Source organism: Bradyrhizobium sp. Ec3.3, assembly GCF_000472925.1.
Taxonomy (GTDB): domain Bacteria; phylum Pseudomonadota; class Alphaproteobacteria; order Rhizobiales; family Xanthobacteraceae; genus Bradyrhizobium.
In genome coordinates this window covers 1-19411 of the sequence record NZ_AXAS01000053.1, presented here as the reverse complement: position 1 = coordinate 19411, position 19411 = coordinate 1, and the positions used below count along the sequence as shown (strand labels likewise).

20 protein-coding genes are annotated in these 19411 nt (G+C 64.4%); 15 read left to right on the top strand and 5 right to left on the bottom strand.

Going from position 1 to position 19411, the window contains the following annotated elements; genetic code table 11:
• Window positions 1-3: 3 nt before the first annotated feature.
• From YUU_RS0135285 to dapA, 4 genes are read right to left on the bottom strand one after another with little or no spacing between them, the layout of a single operon-like run.
• A complete protein-coding gene (locus YUU_RS0135285; RefSeq protein ID WP_027526584.1) occupies window positions 4-411 on the bottom strand; it encodes a MaoC/PaaZ C-terminal domain-containing protein in 408 nt (135 codons plus the stop codon).
• Between the two features lie 9 nt (window positions 412-420).
• Window positions 421-1584, bottom strand: a complete 1164-nt coding sequence (locus YUU_RS0135280; RefSeq protein ID WP_035664238.1) for an acyl-CoA dehydrogenase family protein — start codon at window positions 1582-1584, stop codon at window positions 421-423.
• On the bottom strand, window positions 1581-2771 hold the full coding sequence (locus YUU_RS0135275; protein ID WP_027526582.1) for a CaiB/BaiF CoA-transferase family protein: 1191 nt from the start codon (window positions 2769-2771) through the stop codon (window positions 1581-1583). The genes YUU_RS0135280 and YUU_RS0135275 overlap by 4 nt, the downstream gene beginning before the upstream one ends.
• A gap of 16 nt (window positions 2772-2787) precedes the next feature.
• On the bottom strand, window positions 2788-3696 hold the full coding sequence (dapA, locus tag YUU_RS0135270) for a 4-hydroxy-tetrahydrodipicolinate synthase (RefSeq protein WP_027526581.1): 909 nt from the start codon (window positions 3694-3696) through the stop codon (window positions 2788-2790).
• Between the two features lie 184 nt (window positions 3697-3880).
• Here dapA and YUU_RS0135265 point away from each other — a divergent pair, with 184 nt between their 5' ends.
• From YUU_RS0135265 to YUU_RS0135240, 6 genes are all read left to right on the top strand, one after another.
• Window positions 3881-4966, top strand: a complete 1086-nt coding sequence (locus YUU_RS0135265; RefSeq protein ID WP_027526580.1) for a LacI family DNA-binding transcriptional regulator — start codon at window positions 3881-3883, stop codon at window positions 4964-4966.
• A gap of 3 nt (window positions 4967-4969) precedes the next feature.
• Entirely contained in the window at window positions 4970-5338 is a 369-nt protein-coding gene (locus YUU_RS0135260) for a tautomerase family protein (protein ID WP_027526579.1), read from the top strand.
• A gap of 12 nt (window positions 5339-5350) precedes the next feature.
• Window positions 5351-6493, top strand: coding sequence for an acyl-CoA dehydrogenase family protein (locus YUU_RS0135255; RefSeq protein ID WP_027526578.1), 1143 nt, complete (start codon window positions 5351-5353; stop codon window positions 6491-6493).
• 16 nt (window positions 6494-6509) lie between these two features.
• Complete coding sequence (locus YUU_RS0135250) at window positions 6510-8093, top strand: acyl CoA:acetate/3-ketoacid CoA transferase (protein ID WP_027526577.1); 1584 nt, start codon at window positions 6510-6512, stop codon at window positions 8091-8093.
• Between the two features lie 9 nt (window positions 8094-8102).
• On the top strand, window positions 8103-8591 hold the full coding sequence (locus YUU_RS0135245) for a MaoC family dehydratase (RefSeq protein WP_027526576.1): 489 nt from the start codon (window positions 8103-8105) through the stop codon (window positions 8589-8591).
• A gap of 72 nt (window positions 8592-8663) precedes the next feature.
• A complete protein-coding gene (locus YUU_RS0135240) occupies window positions 8664-9500 on the top strand; it encodes an ABC transporter substrate-binding protein (protein ID WP_027526575.1) in 837 nt (278 codons plus the stop codon).
• A gap of 692 nt (window positions 9501-10192) precedes the next feature.
• Here the strand turns inward: YUU_RS0135240 and YUU_RS0135235 are convergent.
• Window positions 10193-11581 carry a PLP-dependent aminotransferase family protein gene (locus YUU_RS0135235; protein ID WP_027526574.1) on the bottom strand — a complete coding sequence of 463 codons (1389 nt, stop codon included), beginning with the start codon at window positions 11579-11581 and terminating at the stop codon, window positions 10193-10195.
• A 331-nt stretch (window positions 11582-11912) separates the two neighbouring features.
• Here YUU_RS0135235 and YUU_RS0135230 point away from each other — a divergent pair, with 331 nt between their 5' ends.
• From YUU_RS0135230 to YUU_RS52675, 9 genes are all read left to right on the top strand, one after another.
• A complete protein-coding gene (locus YUU_RS0135230; RefSeq protein WP_027526573.1) occupies window positions 11913-12395 on the top strand; it encodes an MSMEG_0572/Sll0783 family nitrogen starvation response protein in 483 nt (160 codons plus the stop codon).
• A 38-nt stretch (window positions 12396-12433) separates the two neighbouring features.
• Window positions 12434-13489, top strand: a complete 1056-nt coding sequence (locus YUU_RS0135225) for a Nit6803 family nitrilase (RefSeq protein ID WP_027526572.1) — start codon at window positions 12434-12436, stop codon at window positions 13487-13489.
• On the top strand, window positions 13404-14534 hold the full coding sequence (locus YUU_RS0135220; protein WP_371260535.1) for an MSMEG_0568 family radical SAM protein: 1131 nt from the start codon (window positions 13404-13406) through the stop codon (window positions 14532-14534). Before YUU_RS0135225 ends, YUU_RS0135220 begins: the two co-directional genes overlap by 86 nt.
• On the top strand, window positions 14531-15079 hold the full coding sequence (locus tag YUU_RS0135215; RefSeq protein WP_027526570.1) for an MSMEG_0567/Sll0786 family nitrogen starvation N-acetyltransferase: 549 nt from the start codon (window positions 14531-14533) through the stop codon (window positions 15077-15079). The genes YUU_RS0135220 and YUU_RS0135215 overlap by 4 nt, the downstream gene beginning before the upstream one ends.
• Before the next feature lie 2 nt (window positions 15080-15081).
• Window positions 15082-16077, top strand: coding sequence for a sll0787 family AIR synthase-like protein (locus YUU_RS0135210; protein ID WP_027526569.1), 996 nt, complete (start codon window positions 15082-15084; stop codon window positions 16075-16077).
• A complete protein-coding gene (locus YUU_RS0135205; protein ID WP_027526568.1) occupies window positions 16074-17240 on the top strand; it encodes an MSMEG_0565 family glycosyltransferase in 1167 nt (388 codons plus the stop codon). The genes YUU_RS0135210 and YUU_RS0135205 overlap by 4 nt, the downstream gene beginning before the upstream one ends.
• On the top strand, window positions 17233-17520 hold the full coding sequence (locus tag YUU_RS0135200; protein ID WP_027526567.1) for an MSMEG_0570 family nitrogen starvation response protein: 288 nt from the start codon (window positions 17233-17235) through the stop codon (window positions 17518-17520). Before YUU_RS0135205 ends, YUU_RS0135200 begins: the two co-directional genes overlap by 8 nt.
• Before the next feature lie 12 nt (window positions 17521-17532).
• On the top strand, window positions 17533-18837 hold the full coding sequence (locus tag YUU_RS0135195; protein ID WP_027526566.1) for an MSMEG_0569 family flavin-dependent oxidoreductase: 1305 nt from the start codon (window positions 17533-17535) through the stop codon (window positions 18835-18837).
• A gap of 106 nt (window positions 18838-18943) precedes the next feature.
• On the top strand, window positions 18944-19282 hold the full coding sequence (locus YUU_RS52675; RefSeq protein ID WP_051390049.1) for a hypothetical protein: 339 nt from the start codon (window positions 18944-18946) through the stop codon (window positions 19280-19282).
• The last annotated feature ends 129 nt before the right edge of the window (window positions 19283-19411 follow it).

The following is a 19411-nucleotide window of genomic DNA, read 5'->3' as shown; positions in this document are numbered from 1 at the left end:
CACTCAGGCCTTCGCGAAGGGAACCAGCGTCGCGGTGCCCTCCACCACGGTCGCGCCCGAGGGCGACAGCGTGCAGGTGACACGGCAGACTGCGTCGTCGCCGGCGACCGAAACGATCTCCGCCCTGGCCTCGACGGATTCGCCGACGATCACGGGCGCCGCGAAATTCAGCGCGATGCTGCCGATCCGTCGCGTCGGTCCGCCGAGCTGGCTGAGGCAGGTGGTGGCAAGACCGCCCACGGCAAGCTCAAAGGCCACCATGTTGGAGGCGCCCGCCTTTTTGGCGCGGACGGCATCGACATAGAGCCCGCCGAGATTGCCGCTGATGCCGGTGAACATCGCCTGCTCGGCCACCGTCATGGTCTTGCGAAATGCGAAGGCAGCGCCGGGCTTGAGAGGTGCGTGAGACATGATCTCTTCCTAGAGCTGCAAGCCGTTCTTGATGGTGCTGCGCGCAACCAGCATGCGGTGGATTTCGGAGGTGCCATCATAAATGCGGGTGACGCGCGCGTCGCGATACATCCGCTCCAGCGGCAGGTCCTTGCTGAAGCCCATGCCGCCGAACACCTGGATGGCGCGGTCGACCACGCGGCCCTGCATCTCGGACGCCGCGACCTTGATCATCGAGACCTTGTCGCGCGCATCCTTGCCCTGGTCGATGTCCCAGGCGGCGTTCATCACCATCATCTTCACGCCAAAAATCTCGGCGGCGGAATCGGCGATCAGCTTCTGCACCATCTGGAATTCGCCGATGAGCTGGCCGAACTGGCGCCGCTCGCCGGCATGCCTGCGCATCATCTCCAACGCGCGCTGCGCCATGCCCACGGCGCGCGCGCCGATATGGGCGAGGCGGATCTGCAGCACGCTCTGCATGATCAGCTTGAAGCCGCCGCCGACCTCGCCGAGCACGGCAGCTTTGGGGATGCGGCAGTCCTCGAAATTCAGCTCGGCATGGCCGTAGCCGCGATGGCCCATCATCGGCTGGGTCCGCGCGACCTTGAAGCCTGGCGTGCCACGATCGACCAGGAACAGCGTGATCCCGCCGCGGGCACGCTTGTCCTTGTCGGTCAGCGCCATCAGGATCACATAGTCGGCGATGTCGCCGTCGCTGATGAAATGCTTGGTGCCGTTGAGCACCCACACATCGCCATCTAGATGGGCCGTAGTGCTAATCGACGCCGCGTCGGAGCCGGCGCCCGGCTCGGTGATCGCCATGGCGCAGATCTTGTCGCCTTTCACCGTCGGCAGCAGGTACCGTTCGACCTGATCGCCCTTGCAGGCCATCAGCATCGGATAGACCTGGCCGAACACACGGCGGATCAGCGCGTCCGACGTCTTGCCGAATTCTTCCTCGACCAGGCAATGCTCCACGCAGGACAGCCCGCCGCCGCCGACATCAGCCGGCATGTTCATGGCGTAGAGGCCGAGCTTCTGCGCCTTGGCCTTGGTGATCGCCAGCGCATCCGCCGGCACCGTAGCCGTCTGCTCCACAACGTCTTCGAGCGGCTGCACCTCCGTCTCGACGAAACGGCGGACGGTGTCGACCAGCAGGCGTGTCTCCTCGGGGACAGAGAAATCGATCATCGCGCCGCTCCCACGGCCTTGCCAGCGACCATCGCGTCGATCTCCGCGGCGCGGTAGCCGATCTCGCCGAGCACCTCCCTCGTCTGCGCACCCAGCCGCTGCGGCACTAGCCGCACCTCGGGCGTCCGGCCGTCATAGCGCGCGGGGTGCGCGACCATGCGGATCGGCGCGCCCCCTGCACTCTCGGCGCTCTTGAACACGCCAAGGTGGTTGAGCTGGGGATCGGTCTCGAGGTCGCGATAATCCTGCACCGGCGCGTGCCAGACCCGCGCGGCTTCCAGCGCGGGCAGCCATTCCGCCGTCGGCTTCTGCCTCAGCCGCGCCGCCACGATACGCGTGATCTCTTCGCGCTTCGAGAAGCTGTCGGTATCGCCGAACTGCTCGAGCGCTTCGCTGTCGAGCGCGACCGCGAGCGCCTTGGGCGACGCCATGGAAATCGCGAGATGACCGTCGGCCGTCGCGTGAATGCCGTAAGGTCCGGGGCTGAACCACGCCGCGATGCCGGCCGGACCGCGCGAGGTCGGCGACGGCGCGCCGTTCAGCCAGGCGGTCAGCGGCTCGACCTGGAGATCGAGGGCGGCCTGATAAAGGTTGACCTCAACGAGTTGGCCCTTCCCGGTCTTGGTTCTTGCAAACAACGCCGCGAGGATGCTCATGGCATAGAGCGAGGCGGCGTGCTGATCGACGATGACGGCGCCGACCGCCGTCGGTTCGCCGTCCGCCCGCCCCGTCCGCATCGCAAGACCCGACATCGCCTGGAGCAGCAGATCCTGGCCGGGGCGATCCTTGTACGGCCCCTCCGATCCGAAGCCGGTTGCCACGGCATAGATTAGGCCGGGATTGATCGCCTTCAGCGTGTCGTAGCCGAGACCGAGCTTGGCCATGGTTCCGGGACGGAAATTCTCCATCACGACGTCGGCGGTCGCGACCAGCTTCTTCACCGCAGCGATGCCGTCGGGATGCTTGAGATCGACGGCGAGGCTTCGCTTGTTCCGCCCCGTGGCCAGATGATTGACGCTGTCACCTGCGACGAAGTGGTTGGCGACCGCCCAGTTGCGCTGAAACGCCCCTTCGATCGGCTCGACCGCGATGACGTCGGCGCCGAGATCGGCCAGCGTCTGCGCGGCCAGCGGGCCCGCGAGGTAATGATTGAAGCTGAGGATCTTGACGCCGTCGAGCAGGTTCATCCGTTCACACCTCAGTTCAGGCAGCCGCAATTGGCGCGCTGCGCCACGCGAGATCGAACGTCTTGACCAGGGCACGCGCGGCAGCGTCCTGTGCTGCCGGCAGCGGCAGGCGCGGCGGGCGCGGATTGCCGGCTGCAAAACCCATATGACCGAGCAGCGCTTTGCTGCCGGCGACATAGGCCTGGCCGCCGACGAATTCGATCACCGGCAGGTATTTGAGATAGAGCTCGCGCGCTTCCTTGATCCCGCCGTGGTCGGCGACAAGGCTGAAGATGCGCGCCATCTCGGACGGCACGACATTGGAGGCCACGGCTACCCAGCCCTGTGCTCCCTCGACGAAGGACTCGAAGCCGAGGATGCCGCCGAACACCGTCATCCTGTCGCCGCAGAGGCGGATGATGTCGCGCACGCGCGTCACCTCCAGCGTCGACTCCTTGATATAGAGACAGTTGTCGATCTCGGCGATCCTCGCCACGAGAGGCGGCTTGAGATCGACATTGGCGGTTGCCGGATTGTTGTAGACCATGATCGGCAGCGCGATCGCGTCGGCCACCGTCTTGTAGTGATGGACGAGCTCGTCGTCGGTCGGCGTCGAATAAAACGGCGGGATGATCATCACGCCGTCGGCGCCCAGTTTTTCGGCACGACGGCTGAGGCGCACCACCTCACGCGTATCTTCCGCCCCGGTACCGATCAGCACGGGCACGCGCCCCGCAGCCTGGGTGATGACGACCTCCGCAACCAGCGCCTTCTCGTCATCGTCCATGGAGAGGAACTCGCCGGTCGAGCCAAGCGGGATCAACCCATGAATGCCCTCCGCGATCTGCCAGTCGACGAAGGCGCGCAATGCCGCGACATCGATCTCGCCCGCTGCCGCGAACGGGGTGATCATGACAGTGTAGGTGCCGCGGAACGTCTTCATCAGGGAACTGCCGGGTGCTCGGGTGAATTCAGGCGACGAGTGCCGTCTGCGGAATATCCGCATGATTTATGCAATCGTTTGCACAAATGGCTCTGCATTGGGCAACACCATCCATTTTTTGAGCTTGATCCGCGTGGAATAAGCTCATAGCGTTTCTGCAATCGTTTGCAGTCTATCGGCAGGTTGGATGAGCGTCACGCTCAAAGATGTGGCACAGGCGGCCCGCGTTTCGGTCAGCACTGCTTCCCGGGCGCTGACGGGAACCGGCCTGACCAGCGAGCGCACGCAGCAGCGCCTGGTGCGCATCGCGCGCAGGCTCGGCTATCGGCCGAACCCGATCGCACGGGGCCTCAAGACCGGGCAGTCGCGCCTCGTGGCGCTTCTCGTCCACAATCTCACCAACGCCTCGTTCCAGGTGATGGCCGAAGTGGTGCAGGCGCGCCTGAAGGCGCTGGGTTATCAGATGCTTCTGTGCATCGGCGGCGACGATCCGCAGCAGGAGAGCGACACGCTCACCACGCTGGTCGATCACCGCATCGACGGGCTGATCGTGGTGCCGACAGGCAAGAACGGCGCGCAGCTCAAGGCGCTGGCCAAGGACGTGCCCATCGTCTGCCTGGTGCGGCGCGATGACGCAACCGATCTCGAGACCGTGCTCGCGGACGATCCGCAAGGCGCTTATCTGGGCACGCGCCACCTGATCGAGCTCGGCCACAAGCGCATCGGGCTGATCGTCGGCCGCCAGGACACGACGTCCGGCCGCGAACGTTTGTCCGGCTATGTCCGCGCGCTGCGTGAGGCCGGCATCGCCAGGGACGACACATTGATTCATGCCGGCCATTTCGTGCCCGAGACCGGCGCGACGTGCGCCCGCAGGCTGCTCGACCTTCCCCGCCCGCCGAGCGCGATCTTCGTCGCCAATCACGAGGCAACGCTCGGTGTGCTGCGCGTCACCGCGGAACGGAACATCGCCATTCCCGCCGATATCTCGCTGCTCTGCTACGAGGACATGCCCTGGTTCGAATGGCATCGCCCGGCCATCAGCATCGTCGACAACGGCGCACGTGATCTCGCCAATCTCGCCGTCGACCGGCTGCTGCATCGCATGGACGCCAAAGGCAACGGCCGTGAGGGTGTTCGCGAATATCGCGTCGGCGCCCGGCTGATCAAGCGCGACTCCTGCCGCCAGATCGACGCCCCGGTCCCGGGGAAATCCGCGAAGTCCAGATCGTCTTCATCCAAATCGTCTGCGGCCAGGTCCGCGAAGGTCTGATCGATGCCCTATGTCGAAGTGCTCGCCCCGCAAGTCCCAAACCAGCGCAAGGCCGCGCTGGCGCGGTCCGTGACCGACGGCCTGATGTCGGCGTTCGGCGTCACCGCTGATACGGTGACCCTCTATTTCCTGCCCATTGCGCCGGACGACTACGCGCATGCCGGCGTCTTTGGCGCGCAAGCCACCGGCCAACGCATCCTGCTCAAGGTCCACGCGTTCCGCCGCAGCGAGGCCGAACGCCGCGCCGCCGCCATGGCGCTGACCCGTGGCGTCTGCAGCGCCTATGGCGTGCCCGGCGACGACGTCGCGGTCTATTTCCTCGATCGTGATCGCAGCGAAGTCTCCCACGATTCCAAGCTCGCCAGCGACTGACGGGAGCACGCCATGGACCGCTTTTACAGCCAAGACCAGAAAGCCCTGCGCGAGACCGCCCGCCGCTTCGCCGAAGCGGAGATCCTGCCGCGCGCCGCCGCGATCGACCGCGAGGACCGTTTCGACCGCACGCTCTACAAGGGCATGGCCGATCTCGGCCTGTTCGGCATCTGCCTGCGCGAAGGCGCCGGCGGCGCCGGCCTCGATGCGGTTGCGGCCTGCATCGCGATAGAAGAACTGGCGCGCTGCTCCGGCGCGGTCGCCAACGCATTCGCGATCCCCGTTGAGGCCGTACTGTTCTTCGACCATCACGGCACCGACGCGCACAAGGAATTGATCCCGAAGATCCTGAGCGGCGACATCATTCCCGCCACCGCGGTCTCGGAGCCCGACCACGGCTCCGACGTCGCCAGCATCCGCACAAATGCGGTGCGCGAAGGCAATGGCTGGCGGCTCAACGGCACCAAGGCCTGGGTGACGCTCGGCGGCGTCGCCGACCGCATCATGGTATTCGCGCGCACCGGCAGCGAGGCGGGCCACCGTTCCATCTCCTGCCTTCTTGTCGACGGCGCCCTGCCCGGCATCGCCCGCGGCAAGAACGAGGAGCTGCTCGGCATGCATGGCCTCGACGACTGCCAGATCACGTTCTCCGACGTGCGCCTGCCGGCCGACAGCGTGATGGGGCCGGAGAACCAGGCCTTCAAGATGGCCATGAGCAATTTCAATTTCAGCCGACTGATGATGGCCTCGATGGCGCTCGGCATGGCGCAGGCCGCGTTCGAGGATGCCACCGCCTATGCCAAGGACCGCAAGCAGTTCGGCCAGGCCATCATCGGCTTCCAGGCGGTGCAATTCATGCTCGCGGACATGTCGACCGACATCGCAGCCGCGCGCCTCCTGATCCACCACGCCGCACGCCTGCACGATGCCGGCGAGGCGATCGCCAAGGAAGCGGCGCAGGCCAAGCTGTTCACCACCGACATGGCGATGAAGCATGTCTCCAACGCGCTGCAGATCCACGGCGGCAACGGCTATTCGCGCGAGTACCGCATCGAGCGCATCTTCCGCGACGTCCGCCTCGCGCAGATCTACGAGGGCACCAACCAGATCCAGCGGCTGATCATCGCCCGCCAGGTCGAGAAGGAGGCCGCGTGATGCGGGACGCGCACTCATGCTGAGCATCATCACGGCGGAGCAAGCCGCCGGCCTCATTCGCGACACCGACACGCTGATCGTCGGCGGCAATGGCGGCACGGGCGCGGCCGAAGCCATCCTCGACGCGCTGGAGCAACGCTTCCTCGGCGGCCACGGCCCGCACAATCTGACGCTGATCAACATCACCGGCGTCGGCGCCGTGACCGAGAAGGGCCTCTGCCATCTCGCCCATGAAGGCCTGATCGCGCGCGTGATCGGCGGCAATTTCGGACTCCAGGTGCCGTTCATGCGCCTCGTCCGCGACGAGCTGATCGACGCCTATAATTTCCCGCAAGGCGTGATGAGCCAACTCTGCCGCGCCATGGCAGCAAGGCATCCCGGCGTGCTCACCCATGTGGGCCTCAACACCTACATGGACCCGCGCCAGGACGGCGGCCGCATGAACAAACGCACCACCGCGCCGCTGGTGGACCTGCTTGAGTTGCACGGCCAGTCCTGGCTGCTCTATCGCGTCCCCGCCCCGCCCGACGTCGCCATCATCCGCGGCACCTCGGCCGACGAGGACGGCTATATCAGCATGGAGCACGAGGGCACGACGCGGGAAGATCTCTCGATCGCGCAAGCCGTGCACAATGCCGGCGGTACCGTGATCTGCCAGGTCAAGCGCATCGTGAAGCGCGGCTCGATCCATCCGCAGATGGTGAAGATCCCGGGCTTCCTGATCGACCACGTCGTGCTCGAGCCCGGGCAGATGCAGACCTACGGCACGACTTACGATCCCGCGCGCTGCGGCGAGACGCGCGTGCCGGTGGCGATGATCACGCCAGATCCGCTGACCGAGCGCCGGGTGATCGCCCGCCGTGCCGCCTTCGAATTGCGCCCGCGCGACGTCGTCAATCTCGGCGTCGGCATCTCCGCGATGATCCCCAATGTCGCGGCCGAGGAAGGCATTTCCGACCTGATCACGCTGACGGTGGAGTCCGGCGTGGTCGGCGGCGTGCCCGGCCACGCCCGCGAATTCGGCACCGCCATCAATCCGCGCGTCATTCTCGACCAGGCCTACCAGTTCGACTTCTACGACGGCGGCGGCCTCTCCTGCGCCTTCCTCTCCTTCGCGGAGGTGGACGAAGCCGGCAACGTCAACGTCACCCGTTTCGGCGAGCGCCGCGACGGCTCCGGCGGCTTCATCGACATCACCCAGAACGCCAAGCGGCTGATCTTCAGCGGCACCATGACCGGCGGCAAGTTCGACATCGGTGTCGAGAACGGCCGCCTCGCGATCCGGCGCGACGGCGCCTTCCGCAAATTCGTTCCGCAAGTCGGCCAGGTCAGCTTCAGCGCCTCGCTCGCCGCGCAGCGCGGCCAGCACGTCAGCTACGTTACCGAGCGCGCGGTATTCGAACTCGAGAACGGCGGCGTGACGCTGACCGAGATCGCGCGGGGCGTTCGGCTAGAAGAGGACATTCTCGCCCATATGGGTTTCAGGCCACGCATCAGCCCACAACTGAAAGACATGGACCCGCGCATCTTCCGCTCCGGGCCGATGGGGATCGCGCTGAGCTTTAGAGCCCTGCCGGCGCGGCCCCGCAAAGTCGCCTGAGGGATCCGCATGACCACGAGCGTTCCCGTCAATCTCCGCTATGAGGACATCGCGCTCGGCGCGGAGTTCGAGACCGCTGCACACGTGGTGACGGCGGCCGACATCGCAGTCTTTGCCGATGTCACGCGCGATCATCACCCGCTTCATGTCGATGCCGCCTATGCCAAGTCGCGCGGCTTTCCCGCCGTGATTGGCCACGGGCTGTTCGGCCTGTCGCTGATGGAGGGGCTGAAGTCGGAGTTGAAACTCTACGAGGAGACCTCGGTCGCCTCGCTCGGCTGGGACGACGTGAAGTTCAAGGGGCCCATCGTCGCCGGTGACGCCTTGCGCGTCCGCTTCCGCTTCGTCGAGAAGCGGCCGACCAAGAATCCCGGACGCGGCATCGTCATCGAGATGCTCGATCTCCTCAACCAGCGCGACGAGGTCGTGACGGCCGCCCGCCACATTTCGCTGATCCTGACCCGGCAGGCCGATCGCGATGCGGCGGCCGCCGGATGACGCGAACAATGAAGAAGAATCCGGACCGGAGAACGGCTCCTCTGCCACCCATGATTTGACAGGAGTATTCAGATGCGATTTCCAAAAACCTTCTCCGCCCTCGCCCTTCTGGTCGGCCTGACCCAGGCGGCCGGCGCACAGACCTGCACGCCGAAGGTGCCGGCATCGAGCCTGATCGAAGCTCCGAAATGGCAGATGTCGATCAACCCGACGCTGCCGCCGCAGCAGTTCGTCGACGACAAGGGCGAGTTGCAGGGGCTCAATGTCGAGCTCGCCCGCGAGATCGCCAAGCGCATCTGCGTCGAGGCGGTGTTCCTGCGCATGGATTTCCCACCGATGATCCCGGCGCTGCGCTCCGGCCGCTTCGATGCCATCAATACCGGCCTGTTCTGGACCGAGGAGCGCTCGAAGATGCTCTATCTCGTGCCCTACGCTCAGCAGGCCATCAGCATCTACACCGATCCCTCCTCCAGCCTGAAGCTCGAAAAATTCGAGGATCTCGCCGGCCGCGTGGTGGGCGTGGAATCGGCGACCTACACCGAGCGCAAGGCGCGCGAGTTCAGCACGGCGATGGAGGCCAAGGGCCTCAAGCCGATCGAGCTGCGCACCTTTACCACCGTCACCGCCACCTCGGCGGCGCTGCGCGCCGGGCAGCTCGAGGCCGCGCTCAACATCAACGAGACCGCGAACTCACTCGAACAGAAGGGCATCGCCAAGATCTGGGTCCGCGACATCGCCGGCACCGACATCACTTTCGCCTTCCGCGACAAGCAACTCGCCCAGGCCGTCGCAGATGCGCTCACCGCGATCCGTGCCGACGGCACATACGATAAGCTGTTCGACAAGTTCGGTATGACTAAGCTGAAGGCTACGACGTTCGCCATTCGCGGCGACGGGCCGACGAATTGACAGCTTGCGGTGCCTCATGTGTGGCAGCGCACATACGACCGACCCTATCAACAACTGCCGCTGATGGGAGCACAGGAGCATCCGCCCGCTATACTCGTTGGTCGCGGGGAACGCGACCAACCCACAACCTAGGAGCGGTTTGATCTCGGGTGGATCAGCACGCCCACGCGATTACGTGGCGATTGAGTGACAATTTTCATCTTCGAGAACTGAGGTCGCTCGTCAGCCTCGCACAGTCTGCCGTAACTCTCGAAATCCTGCGTTGCACTTGCACCACTGAAGGCCGCCCCGTCCGCTTCAGAAAGTGCTCCTCCTTGGCTGTCGCAAGATTTTTCTTGATCTCCCGGTGCACGCGTCGCGCACACGAGGCATCCTAACCAGTTGAAAACCCTGAACTCTCGCTCCAATCCATCATGGGCCAATTTGAGCAAACTACAGCCAGTGAAAAGCATCTCAATCAAGTGGCGTCTGCCTTGCGCACAACAGCGACCCTGAACGGGTATGAGCCGAAGTCGCCAAACTGCTCCCCAGGTTGATCAACAATGTTCCGCTTTGCGTCAGAAGCTGCCGTTCGCGTGAAGTCGCTTTTCGCTCACCTTCTTAGTGGCCCCAGCTGACTTCGGCGGCTCGGTTAGGTACTTATCGGCACGCCGGAGTCTGGGACTAGATCGGGCGCCGTTCGCCGAAACAATTCAAAGAAACGACGACGCCAGAGCCGGCGTTTCGACGAGCGCGTGAGCAGTGTACTCGAGCGCACCTCTAATCTGCGTTCGCGTCGAAGGACCGCCGATGCAGATTCTCACTGCTTCTGGTGGCGGATCACTCACGACAAAGGCATCGCTTGCGACGACACCGATGCCGGTCTGCCGCATATGCTCCACGAAAGCCGACCGGTTCCATGGTTCGGGCAGCGCAACCCACAGGTTGAAGCTCAGGGGATCGCCACGATAGGACCCCTTGGGCAGGATTTCGGCGGCGAGCTTCTGTCGCGCCGAGGTCTCGGCGCGGATGAACCGCAACATCGTGTCCGCAGTGCCGTCCTCGATCCAGCGCGTGGCGATCGCCACGGTGAGCGGCGATGCCATCACCGTCGCCGATCTCAGCGCAGAAGCAAACGGCCAGGCCGAGCGCGTATCGGGCACGACGACGTACGCGGCTCGCAAGCCCGCTCCGATGCATTTTGCCAGTCCCGCGACATGCCATGTCAGATCGGGCGCGATCGCCGCAAAGGGCGCGTGGCCGTGACCGTGCTCGGGAATGAAGCCGTAGGCGTCATCTTCGATGATCGGCAACTTGAACCGCCGCGCGATCGCGACGATCTCGCGTCGTCGCGGGTCCGGAATCGTCAGGGTCGTGGGGTTCTGGAGCGTCGGATTGAGGTAGATGGCCTTGGGCTTGAGCTTCTTGCAGGCGTTGGTCAGCGCCTCCGGATCGATGCCATCAGGATCCATCGGCAGGCCCACAAGGGCAATGCCGAGCTGCGCGGCGATGGATCGGATTCCTGGATACGTGATGGCCTCGCACAACACCACCTCGCCCGCTTTCGCCAGGATCGAGAGGATGCCGAGCAGCGCCGGATGCGCGCCCGGCGAAACGAAGATGCGGCTCTGTGCCGGCACCAGCGCACGGCGTCCGAGCCAGCTCGATGCGGCATCCTTGTCGGCCTGCGAGCCGCCAAAACCCTGGTAGCGCAGCAGCGATACGATGTCGCGCAGCACATGTTCCGCGCCGGCCTGCATGCGCTCGATCAGTTCCGGATCGTCAGGCTCGGGCGGCAGATTCATCGACAGGTCGACGGGACGGGGCGGGAAGCTCGCCGCCGCGCGCCGCGGACGCGGCTTGTCGCGAACGAAGGTGCCCTGACCGACCTTCGATTCGATCAGCCCGCGCTTCTGGGCCTCGACATAGCCGCGCGCAACGGTCGTGAAATCGACATCGAGACGCTTGGCCAGTTTCCGTTGCGGCGGCAAGCGATCGCCGATCACAAGTCGTCCGGCGGCGATATCGTCAGCGATTGCGTCTGCGATTGCGAGATAGCGAGGCTTGTCGCTGTTCGATAGGTCGGGTCGCCAGTCGGCCATTGCTCAGTCCCGGGAGATAACGTCAGCAGAATTGACTGTATATTGTTGCAAGCATAAACGCAATCGCATCGCACTTTATTGGTGCCCTGGAGAGGCGGCCTGTCTGAGCGGGTTGCACAACGATCGAGCGCGCTGCTCAGCATTTTCAGGCAGGATTTTTCAAACATAGCGCAAGCATATTCAAATCCAGTCAGGTCTCCAGTCAACAATGACTGCATAATTGAATGCAAATTGTATGTTGTGATGATTTGTAGTGCAGAACACCGCTTGGCACGTTGATTGCAAAACCTGATCTCGATCCGGGAGGCCCGGACGTGAACAGGAGGTGTCTATGCCAGCAGTGAACATGCCCGCGCGTCAGAAGGGCGACTTTCTTGTCGACTATGAAGAGAAGGTTTTCGAGGACGTCAAAGCAAAGCCGGGTGAGAAGGCGCTGGTCACCTTCCACACCGTCGCGTTCGAGGGCTCCATCGGCCTCGTCAACATTCTTCAGGCACTGCGCCTCAAGCGGAAGGGTTTTGAGACGTCGGTCCTGCTTTACGGGCCCGGCGTCACGCTCGGCATTCAGCGCGGCTTCCCGAAGATCGGCGACGAAGCGTTCCCCGGCGCGCAGAACTTCAACAACCAGCTCGCAAAATTCATGGATGAAGGCGGCAAGGTCTATGCCTGCCGGTTCGCGCTGCAAGCGCTCTACGGCCATGGCGAGCCGTCGCTCATTCCCGGAATCCGGCCGATCAATCCGCTCGATGTGCTCGATCTCATCCTGCTTCACCGCCGGGACGACGCGTTCATGATCCACACCTGGACCGTCTGACCTCGGTTGGCTCGCGCGACGGACGAGGGAGGAGCACAGTGACAGCGAAGCGCACGATCAGAGCCGGCGCGATTCAGATCGCGCCGGATCTGGACACGCCGACCGGAACGGTCGACCGGATTCTGGCGGCCATCGTGGAGGCGGCCGGCAAGGGAGTCCAGTTCGCCGTTTTTCCGGAGACGTTCGTTCCCTGGTACCCCTATTTCTCCTTTGTCCGTCCGCCGGTTCTGAGCGGCGCCGAGCACATCCAGCTCTACGACAATGCCGTCGTCGTGCCCGGCCCCGTCACCGACGCGATCGCGCAGGCGGCCAAGCGTCATGCCATGGTGATCGTGCTCGGCGTCAACGAGCGCGATCACGGTTCGCTCTACAACACACAGCTCGTGTTCGACGCCAACGGCGCGCTTGTGCTGAAGCGCCGCAAGATCACACCGACATTCCACGAGCGCATGATCTGGGGCCAGGGTGATGGCGCCGGTTTGAAGGTGGTGGAGACCGCGGTCGGCCGGGTCGGCGCGCTGGCCTGCTGGGAGCACTACAACCCGCTCGCCCGCTACGCGTTGATGGCCCAGCATGAAGAAATCCATGCGGCCCAGTTTCCGGGATCGCTGGTCGGACAGATCTTTGCCGACCAGATCGAGGTGACGATCCGGCATCATGCGCTGGAAAGCGGTTGCTTCGTCGTCAACGCCACCGGCTGGCTGACCGAGGAGCAGATTGCCAAGATCTCGCCCGAGGAAGGCCTGCGCAAAGGCCTGCGCGGCGGCTGCATGACCGCGATCGTATCGCCGGAAGGCAACCATTTGGTGCCGCCCTTGACCAGCGGCGAGGGAATCCTCGTCGCCGATCTCGACCTCGCACTGATCACCAAGCGCAAGCGGATGATGGACTCGGTCGGCCACTACGCCCGGCCGGAGCTGCTTTCGCTGGTGCTGAACGACCGACCCGCGCGCCCCATACACGGCTTTCACCCGAACCGCCTCATGCCCATTCCGGGAGACCAATCAGATGAGACCGCAGATGCCGCAATTCAAGGCGATGCCGACCGAGCAACTGATCAACGAGTTGCAGTCCTTCGGGGTTCGGCTCGCTGATCCCAAGACCGGGGCGACAGGCCGCCGCGGCGGTGCTGGGCCGTCGGATCACACGCCATTCACGATCGACGGCGCGACCGTGATGATTCCGGTCCACAATGCGCCGGCCTTCGAGAGTCCCTATCTCGTCGAGCGGCCGGACGAGGTTGGGCGCAGCCGCATCTCGCGCGATGGCGTCGTGCTCGCCGACGTCTCGTTCCCGCTGCGGCCCAAATTCTACGACCGCACGACCGGGGACGGCGTTCCCTATTGGAAGATTGCCACCCTGCACGGGCGCGACGTCCTCGCAACCACCGTGCTCCAGACCTGCATTCGCTACCAGAGCCGCACCAAGACCTGCCAGTTCTGCGCCATCGGGCAGTCGCTCGCGGCGGGACGTACGGTCGAGCGCAAGACGCCGGCGCAGCTTGCCGAAGTCGCCAAGGCGGCTGCCGAGCTTGACGGCGTGCGCCACATGGTGATGACGACGGGCACGCCGCATACGTCCGACCGCGGCGCCAGCATCCTTGCGGAGAGTGCGCAGGCCGTCAAAGCCGCCATCGACCTGCCGATCCAGGCGCAATGCGAACCGCCGGATGATTTCGCCTGGTTCCGGCGCATGAAGGAGGCAGGCGTCGACGCACTCGGCATGCATCTGGAAGTCATCGGGCCCGCCGTGCGCCAAAGGATCATGCCGGGCAAGGCGCAGGTGTCGATCGAGGCCTATATGGACGCTTTCTCTGCTGCCGTCCCGGTCTTCGGCCGTGGCCAGGTCTCGACCTACATCCTTGCCGGGCTTGGCGATGAGCCTTCCGAGATTCTCTCGATATCCCGCCGGCTCATCGATATCGGCGTCTATCCCTTCGTCGTGCCGTTCGTGCCGATCGCCGGCACGCCGCTGGAGAGCCATCCGACGCCGTCTCCGGCGTTCATGCACGAGATCCTGCGTCCGCTCGCCGACATGCTTCGCGCTGGCGGCTTGCGCGCAACCGACATCAAGGCAGGCTGCGGCAAATGCGGCGCCTGCTCGGCCCTCTCCACCTATGAGCGCGGAGCAAGCGCATGATGTTCGAGCCGTTCAAACCGTTCGTCGCGCCCGAATTCCAGGTCAAATTCGCAACCGAAGCGTGGGAACGAGCTGCCGCAACCGCTTTGCGGCGCAAGGTCTTCTGCGAGGAGCAGCACGTGTTCGCGGGCGATGATCGCGACCCAGTCGACGACGTCGCCATTCCGCTCGTGGCGGTGTCACTGCTTGGTGTGGTCGAGGACGATGTCGTCGGCACCGTGCGCATTCACGCCGATGAGCACGAGGCGGATGTCTGGTGGGGCTCTCGCCTTGCCGTTGAAAAGAGCTATCGCCGGCTCAGCGCCGTTGGCGCAGGCCTGATCCGGCTTGCCGTCTCCTCCGCCCATGCGCGCGGCTGCCGCCGCTTCCTCGCCAACGTGCAGAGCCAGAATGCTCTCCTGTTCCAGCACATGCATTGGCGCTCGCTCGGTGAATTCGAGCTTCATGGCCGGCCGCACCATCGCATGGAGGCCGACCTTGATCACTACCCGCCGTTCCGGACGCCCGAAACCGGCTTCCTGTCGCTCGCAAAGCTGGCGGCCTGATCATGCTGACGGACGCCGCACTCACAAGCCTCGCTGAAAGGCTCCGCCAAAGCCGCGGCATCGCCGCCAAGGCCGACATCGCGGCTGTTGCGGCCGCGCTCGACCTGTCGGGCAGCGACGCCATCTCGGTGGGCGATGATTGCGCGGCGATCCCGGATGGCGACGGCTATACTCTGTTCGCCATCGAAGGCTTCATGAACGAATTCGTCGCCGCCGACCCCTGGTTTGCCGGCTGGTGCGGCGCCATGGTCAACATCTCCGACGTCGCCGCGATGGGTGGGCGGCCGACCGCCATCGTCAATGCGATCTGGTCCAATGGTGCGGACAACGCCGCGCCCATTCTCGAAGGATTGAAGGCCGCCGCAAAGACCTTCGGTGTGCCTGTCATCGGTGGGCATACCAACGTTCGAAGCAGCCAAAGCCAGTTTGCCGTCGCGATCCTCGGCCGCGCCAGGCGGCTTCTCACCAGCTTCGACGCCAGGCCCGGCGACAAGCTCATCGCGGCGATCGATCTGCGCGGCCGCTACCGCGAGCCGTTCGCGAACTGGGAGGCCGCCACCGACGCGCCGGCGGAACGATTGCGGGGCGATCTGGAGATCCTGCCATCCATCGCCGAGGACGGGCTTGCGCTTGCCGCCAAGGACATCAGCCAGGGCGGTGTCGTCGGGACTGCCGCGATGCTCGCCGAGTGCTCGCAGGTTGCCATCACGCTGGATGTCGATGCGATTCCGATTCCCGCCGGTGCACCGCTCGAACGCTGGCTGCTTACGTTCCCGAGCTTCGGCTATCTCCTGTCGGTGAAGCCCGAATACGTCGATGAGACCCTTTCGCGCTTTCAGCGGCGCGGCATCGCGGCAGCGGACATCGGGGAGGTTGCCACTGGAGCGACCGTCGACATTCGCACAGCTTCTGGCCGCGCAACGGTCTGGGATTTTTCGGAGCAGCCGCTGATCGGCTGTGCGCCTCGCCAGAGCAGCCCGCAACGGAGCGTGGCATGAGCGGTGGTTCGTCCCGGCTTCGCATCGCGATCCTCACGCACTCGACCAATCCACGGGGGGGCGTGGTCCACGCGCTCGGGCTTGCGGACGCTCTGGCGCGCCTCGGCCATAGGCCGGTCGTGCATGCGCCCGACCCTGCAGGCAAAGGCTTCTTCCGCCGCACCGTTGCCTCGACGCGCTCGGTGCCTGCATCGCTCGCCTCGGGCGACGTCGTTGCGATGGTCGAAACGCGCATTGCCGACTATGTCAGGCATTTCGAGAATCTGGCGCATCGGCAGTACGACGTCTTCCACGCCCAGGACGGAATTTCCGGCAATGCACTTGCGACGCTGAAGCAGCGCGGCCTGATTCAGCGCTATGTCCGTACCGTTCATCACATCGATGCATTCAGGGACGAGCGGCTCTGCGAGCTCGACCGTCGCGCGATCGTCCATGCCGACGGCCTGTTCGTCGTCAGCCGGTTCTGGCAGGAGCAACTGAAGGTGGAGATGTCCCGCGCGGCGGCGCTGGTCGGCAATGGCGTCGATACGGCGCGCTATTCGGCCGTCTCGACACCCTCCGACCAGGTGCTGCGCGCCCGGCTCGGCCTTCGCACAGGCCCGATCCTGCTCTCGATCGGCGGCGTCGAGCAGCGCAAGAATACACTCGGCATTCTCGATGCCTTCCGGCAGGTGCACGCCATGCACCGGTCCGCGCAGCTCGTCATCGCTGGCGGTGCTTCGCTCCTCGACCACGACCTCTACAGGCAGCAGTTCAAGTCACGGCTCCGGGATGCCGGACTGCCAGCTGATGCGGTGATCGAGACCGGTCCGCTGGTGGATGCCGAAATGCCGTCGCTTTATCGCCTGGCCGATGCACTGGTGTTCCCGTCCTTGCGCGAAGGCTTTGGCCTTGCCGTGCTGGAAGCGATGGCCAGCGGCGTGCCGGCGGTGGTGTCGCACATCGCACCTTTCACGGAATATCTCGGCCCCGGCGATGTTGCTTGGTGCGATCCGCATCACGCGGGCTCGATCGCGGATGCCGTCCTCGGCGCGCTTGCCGAACCGCTGCGTTCGCGCCTGATCGCGAATGGTGCCAGGGTTGCCCGGCGTCATGACTGGAGTCGCACCGCCAAGGCTCACATGGCGACCTATCAGGACATGCGCGAGGTGCACTATGCCTGAGATGCACTTCAACGTGCGCTGGCCCGATGAGCGGATCGAGGCTTGCTATTCGCCCTCGCTCGTCATCAAGGATCATTTCGTCGCCGGCGCGACCTATTCGCTCACCGAATTCCGCGGACGGAGCCGCACCGCGCTGACCATCGCGGCCGAGCGTGTTCGCGAAAAATACGGATTTCTCTGCTCGCGCGCGCTCGGGCAGCTCGCCCGGATCGAAGCAACGGCAGCCCAATTCGAGGCCACGCCTAGCGCATCCGTCACCATCGTCTCGTTTGAAGAATAGCAGGAGCTGATCATGTCTGATCTCCACACCCACTATCCGGTCGTCGTGATCGGCGGCGGCCAGGCCGGCCTTGCGATGAGCGCGCAGCTCAAGAAGCATGGCATCGGGCATGTCGTGCTGGAAAAGAACACCATCGCCCATTCCTGGAAGACGCAGCGCTGGGACGCGTTCTGCCTGGTCACGCCGAACTGGCAGTGCCAGCTTCCAGGCTTTCCCTATGCCGGCAAGGACCAGCACGGCTTCATGCTGCGCGACGAGATCGTCTCCTATATCGAGGATTTTGCCAGGCACACCTGTGCGCCGGTTCGCGAAGGTGTCGCCGTCACGCGTCTCAGGCAATCCGGTCGCGGCTTCATGCTCGAGACGACAGCCGGCGAGATCGCCGCGGATCGCGTCGTGCTGGCCGTCAGCGGCTATCACGTCCCGAAAGTACCGCCGTTTGCGGAGCGGCTCGATTCCGCGATCACCCAGATCCACTCCTCGGCCTACCGCAATCCGGATCAGTTGCCGCCCGGCGAGATCCTCGTGGTGGGCAGCGGACAGTCGGGCTGTCAGATCGCCGAAGATCTGCATCTGGCAGGCCGCAAGGTGCATCTCGCCGTCGGCAGCGCGCCGCGGTGCCCGCGCTTCTATCGGGGCCGGGACGCGGTCGACTGGCTCGACGATCTCGGCCAGTATGACCTGCCGGTCGAGCAGCACTCGCTCAAGGAAGGTGTTCGCAGGAACGCCAACCACTACCTGACCGGCCGGGACGGCGGCCGCGACGTCGACCTGCGCAAGTTCGCCCTCGAAGGCATGAAGCTCTACGGCCGCCTCAGGGATGGCCGCGGAACCAGATTGCAGCTTGGCGATGATCTTCAGACCAATCTCGACAATGCCGATCGGGTCTATAATGGCATCTGCCGACTGATAGACGAGCACATCGCAAAGAATGGAATCGCGGCGCCTGTGACGCCTCACTATGAACCGGTGTGGACTCCCACTGCGGCACCGACGGAGCTCGATCTCGCAGCGAGCGGCATCACCAGCATCATCTGGACGACCGGCTTCCGGTCCGACTGGTCCTGGGTCGACCTGCCGATGTTTGACGGTACGGGTTATCCAACCCACAAGCGAGGCATCACGTCGGTCGACGGCGCTTATGTGATTGGACTGCCGTGGCTCTACACTTGGGGCTCGGGCCGGTTTGTTGGCATCGGGCGAGATGCAGAGTTTGTTGCAAATCACATCAAAGAGCGATCGAACGAATCGCACGCCGACACGCATCAAGCCGGCCGGCGCGAGGTCTCGCAATATGCAGCGAGGGTAGCCGTGTAGCCCCGCTTGCGCGAATACTGGCCGTCAACAGTCACGGACAAGATGAATGGCGAGGAGAACAGCCGTCTCCTCGCAACCCCAACCCGCGTCTAACAGGAGACCTGCAATGAACGATGGTTACTTCGCGCTCGATACCAACAAGATCGCCTGGGATATTCTGGATGTCCCGGAGATCAACGGCAAGCTCCCGCTTAAGACTTGCAAGGTCGATGAAAAGACAGGTGTGGCGATCTGGAAGATCAAATACCCCGCCGGTTACACCACCATATCGCACTGGCACAGTTGCTTACACGGAATCTACGTTCTCGATGGAGTGCTCCGTACGCATGCTGGCGAATATGGTCGTAAGTCTGGGTGCCTCACGTATGGTGGGGTCGAGGCGGGCGTTGCGAGGTTTATGGGAGGTCTCAGCGACCGTCGGGATCTCGCACCCCGCCTTGATTGATTGAAGGGCCGGACACCCGGACGGTAGCAAGTGCTGGCCGCACGTTTGACGATCCAGGCGCCGGCCCTGCCTCGTGAACAAGGCAGGAGCAGCATGACAGCCTCACACTTTGCAGACAATAGCTTCGTC

What these genes read in the sequence shown, in the direction of transcription:
- YUU_RS0135200 (WP_027526567.1), top strand. Translation starts at nt 17,233, where the DNA reads ATGCCTGAGATGCACTTCAACGTGCGCTGGCCCGATGAGCGGATCGAG.
- YUU_RS0135235 (WP_027526574.1), bottom strand. Translation starts at nt 11,581, where the DNA reads ATGGCCGACTGGCGACCCGACCTATCGAACAGCGACAAGCCTCGCTAT.
- YUU_RS0135265 (WP_027526580.1), top strand. Translation starts at nt 3,881, where the DNA reads ATGAGCGTCACGCTCAAAGATGTGGCACAGGCGGCCCGCGTTTCGGTC.
- YUU_RS0135245 (WP_027526576.1), top strand. Translation starts at nt 8,103, where the DNA reads ATGACCACGAGCGTTCCCGTCAATCTCCGCTATGAGGACATCGCGCTC.
- YUU_RS0135260 (WP_027526579.1), top strand. Translation starts at nt 4,970, where the DNA reads ATGCCCTATGTCGAAGTGCTCGCCCCGCAAGTCCCAAACCAGCGCAAG.
- YUU_RS0135285 (WP_027526584.1), bottom strand. Translation starts at nt 411, where the DNA reads ATGTCTCACGCACCTCTCAAGCCCGGCGCTGCCTTCGCATTTCGCAAG.
- YUU_RS52675 (WP_051390049.1), top strand. Translation starts at nt 18,944, where the DNA reads ATGAACGATGGTTACTTCGCGCTCGATACCAACAAGATCGCCTGGGAT.
- YUU_RS0135210 (WP_027526569.1), top strand. Translation starts at nt 15,082, where the DNA reads ATGCTGACGGACGCCGCACTCACAAGCCTCGCTGAAAGGCTCCGCCAA.
- YUU_RS0135215 (WP_027526570.1), top strand. Translation starts at nt 14,531, where the DNA reads ATGATGTTCGAGCCGTTCAAACCGTTCGTCGCGCCCGAATTCCAGGTC.
- YUU_RS0135250 (WP_027526577.1), top strand. Translation starts at nt 6,510, where the DNA reads ATGCTGAGCATCATCACGGCGGAGCAAGCCGCCGGCCTCATTCGCGAC.
- YUU_RS0135195 (WP_027526566.1), top strand. Translation starts at nt 17,533, where the DNA reads ATGTCTGATCTCCACACCCACTATCCGGTCGTCGTGATCGGCGGCGGC.
- YUU_RS0135230 (WP_027526573.1), top strand. Translation starts at nt 11,913, where the DNA reads ATGCCAGCAGTGAACATGCCCGCGCGTCAGAAGGGCGACTTTCTTGTC.
- YUU_RS0135205 (WP_027526568.1), top strand. Translation starts at nt 16,074, where the DNA reads ATGAGCGGTGGTTCGTCCCGGCTTCGCATCGCGATCCTCACGCACTCG.
- YUU_RS0135275 (WP_027526582.1), bottom strand. Translation starts at nt 2,771, where the DNA reads ATGAACCTGCTCGACGGCGTCAAGATCCTCAGCTTCAATCATTACCTC.
- YUU_RS0135255 (WP_027526578.1), top strand. Translation starts at nt 5,351, where the DNA reads ATGGACCGCTTTTACAGCCAAGACCAGAAAGCCCTGCGCGAGACCGCC.
- YUU_RS0135240 (WP_027526575.1), top strand. Translation starts at nt 8,664, where the DNA reads ATGCGATTTCCAAAAACCTTCTCCGCCCTCGCCCTTCTGGTCGGCCTG.
- YUU_RS0135220 (WP_371260535.1), top strand. Translation starts at nt 13,404, where the DNA reads ATGAGACCGCAGATGCCGCAATTCAAGGCGATGCCGACCGAGCAACTG.
- YUU_RS0135280 (WP_035664238.1), bottom strand. Translation starts at nt 1,584, where the DNA reads ATGATCGATTTCTCTGTCCCCGAGGAGACACGCCTGCTGGTCGACACC.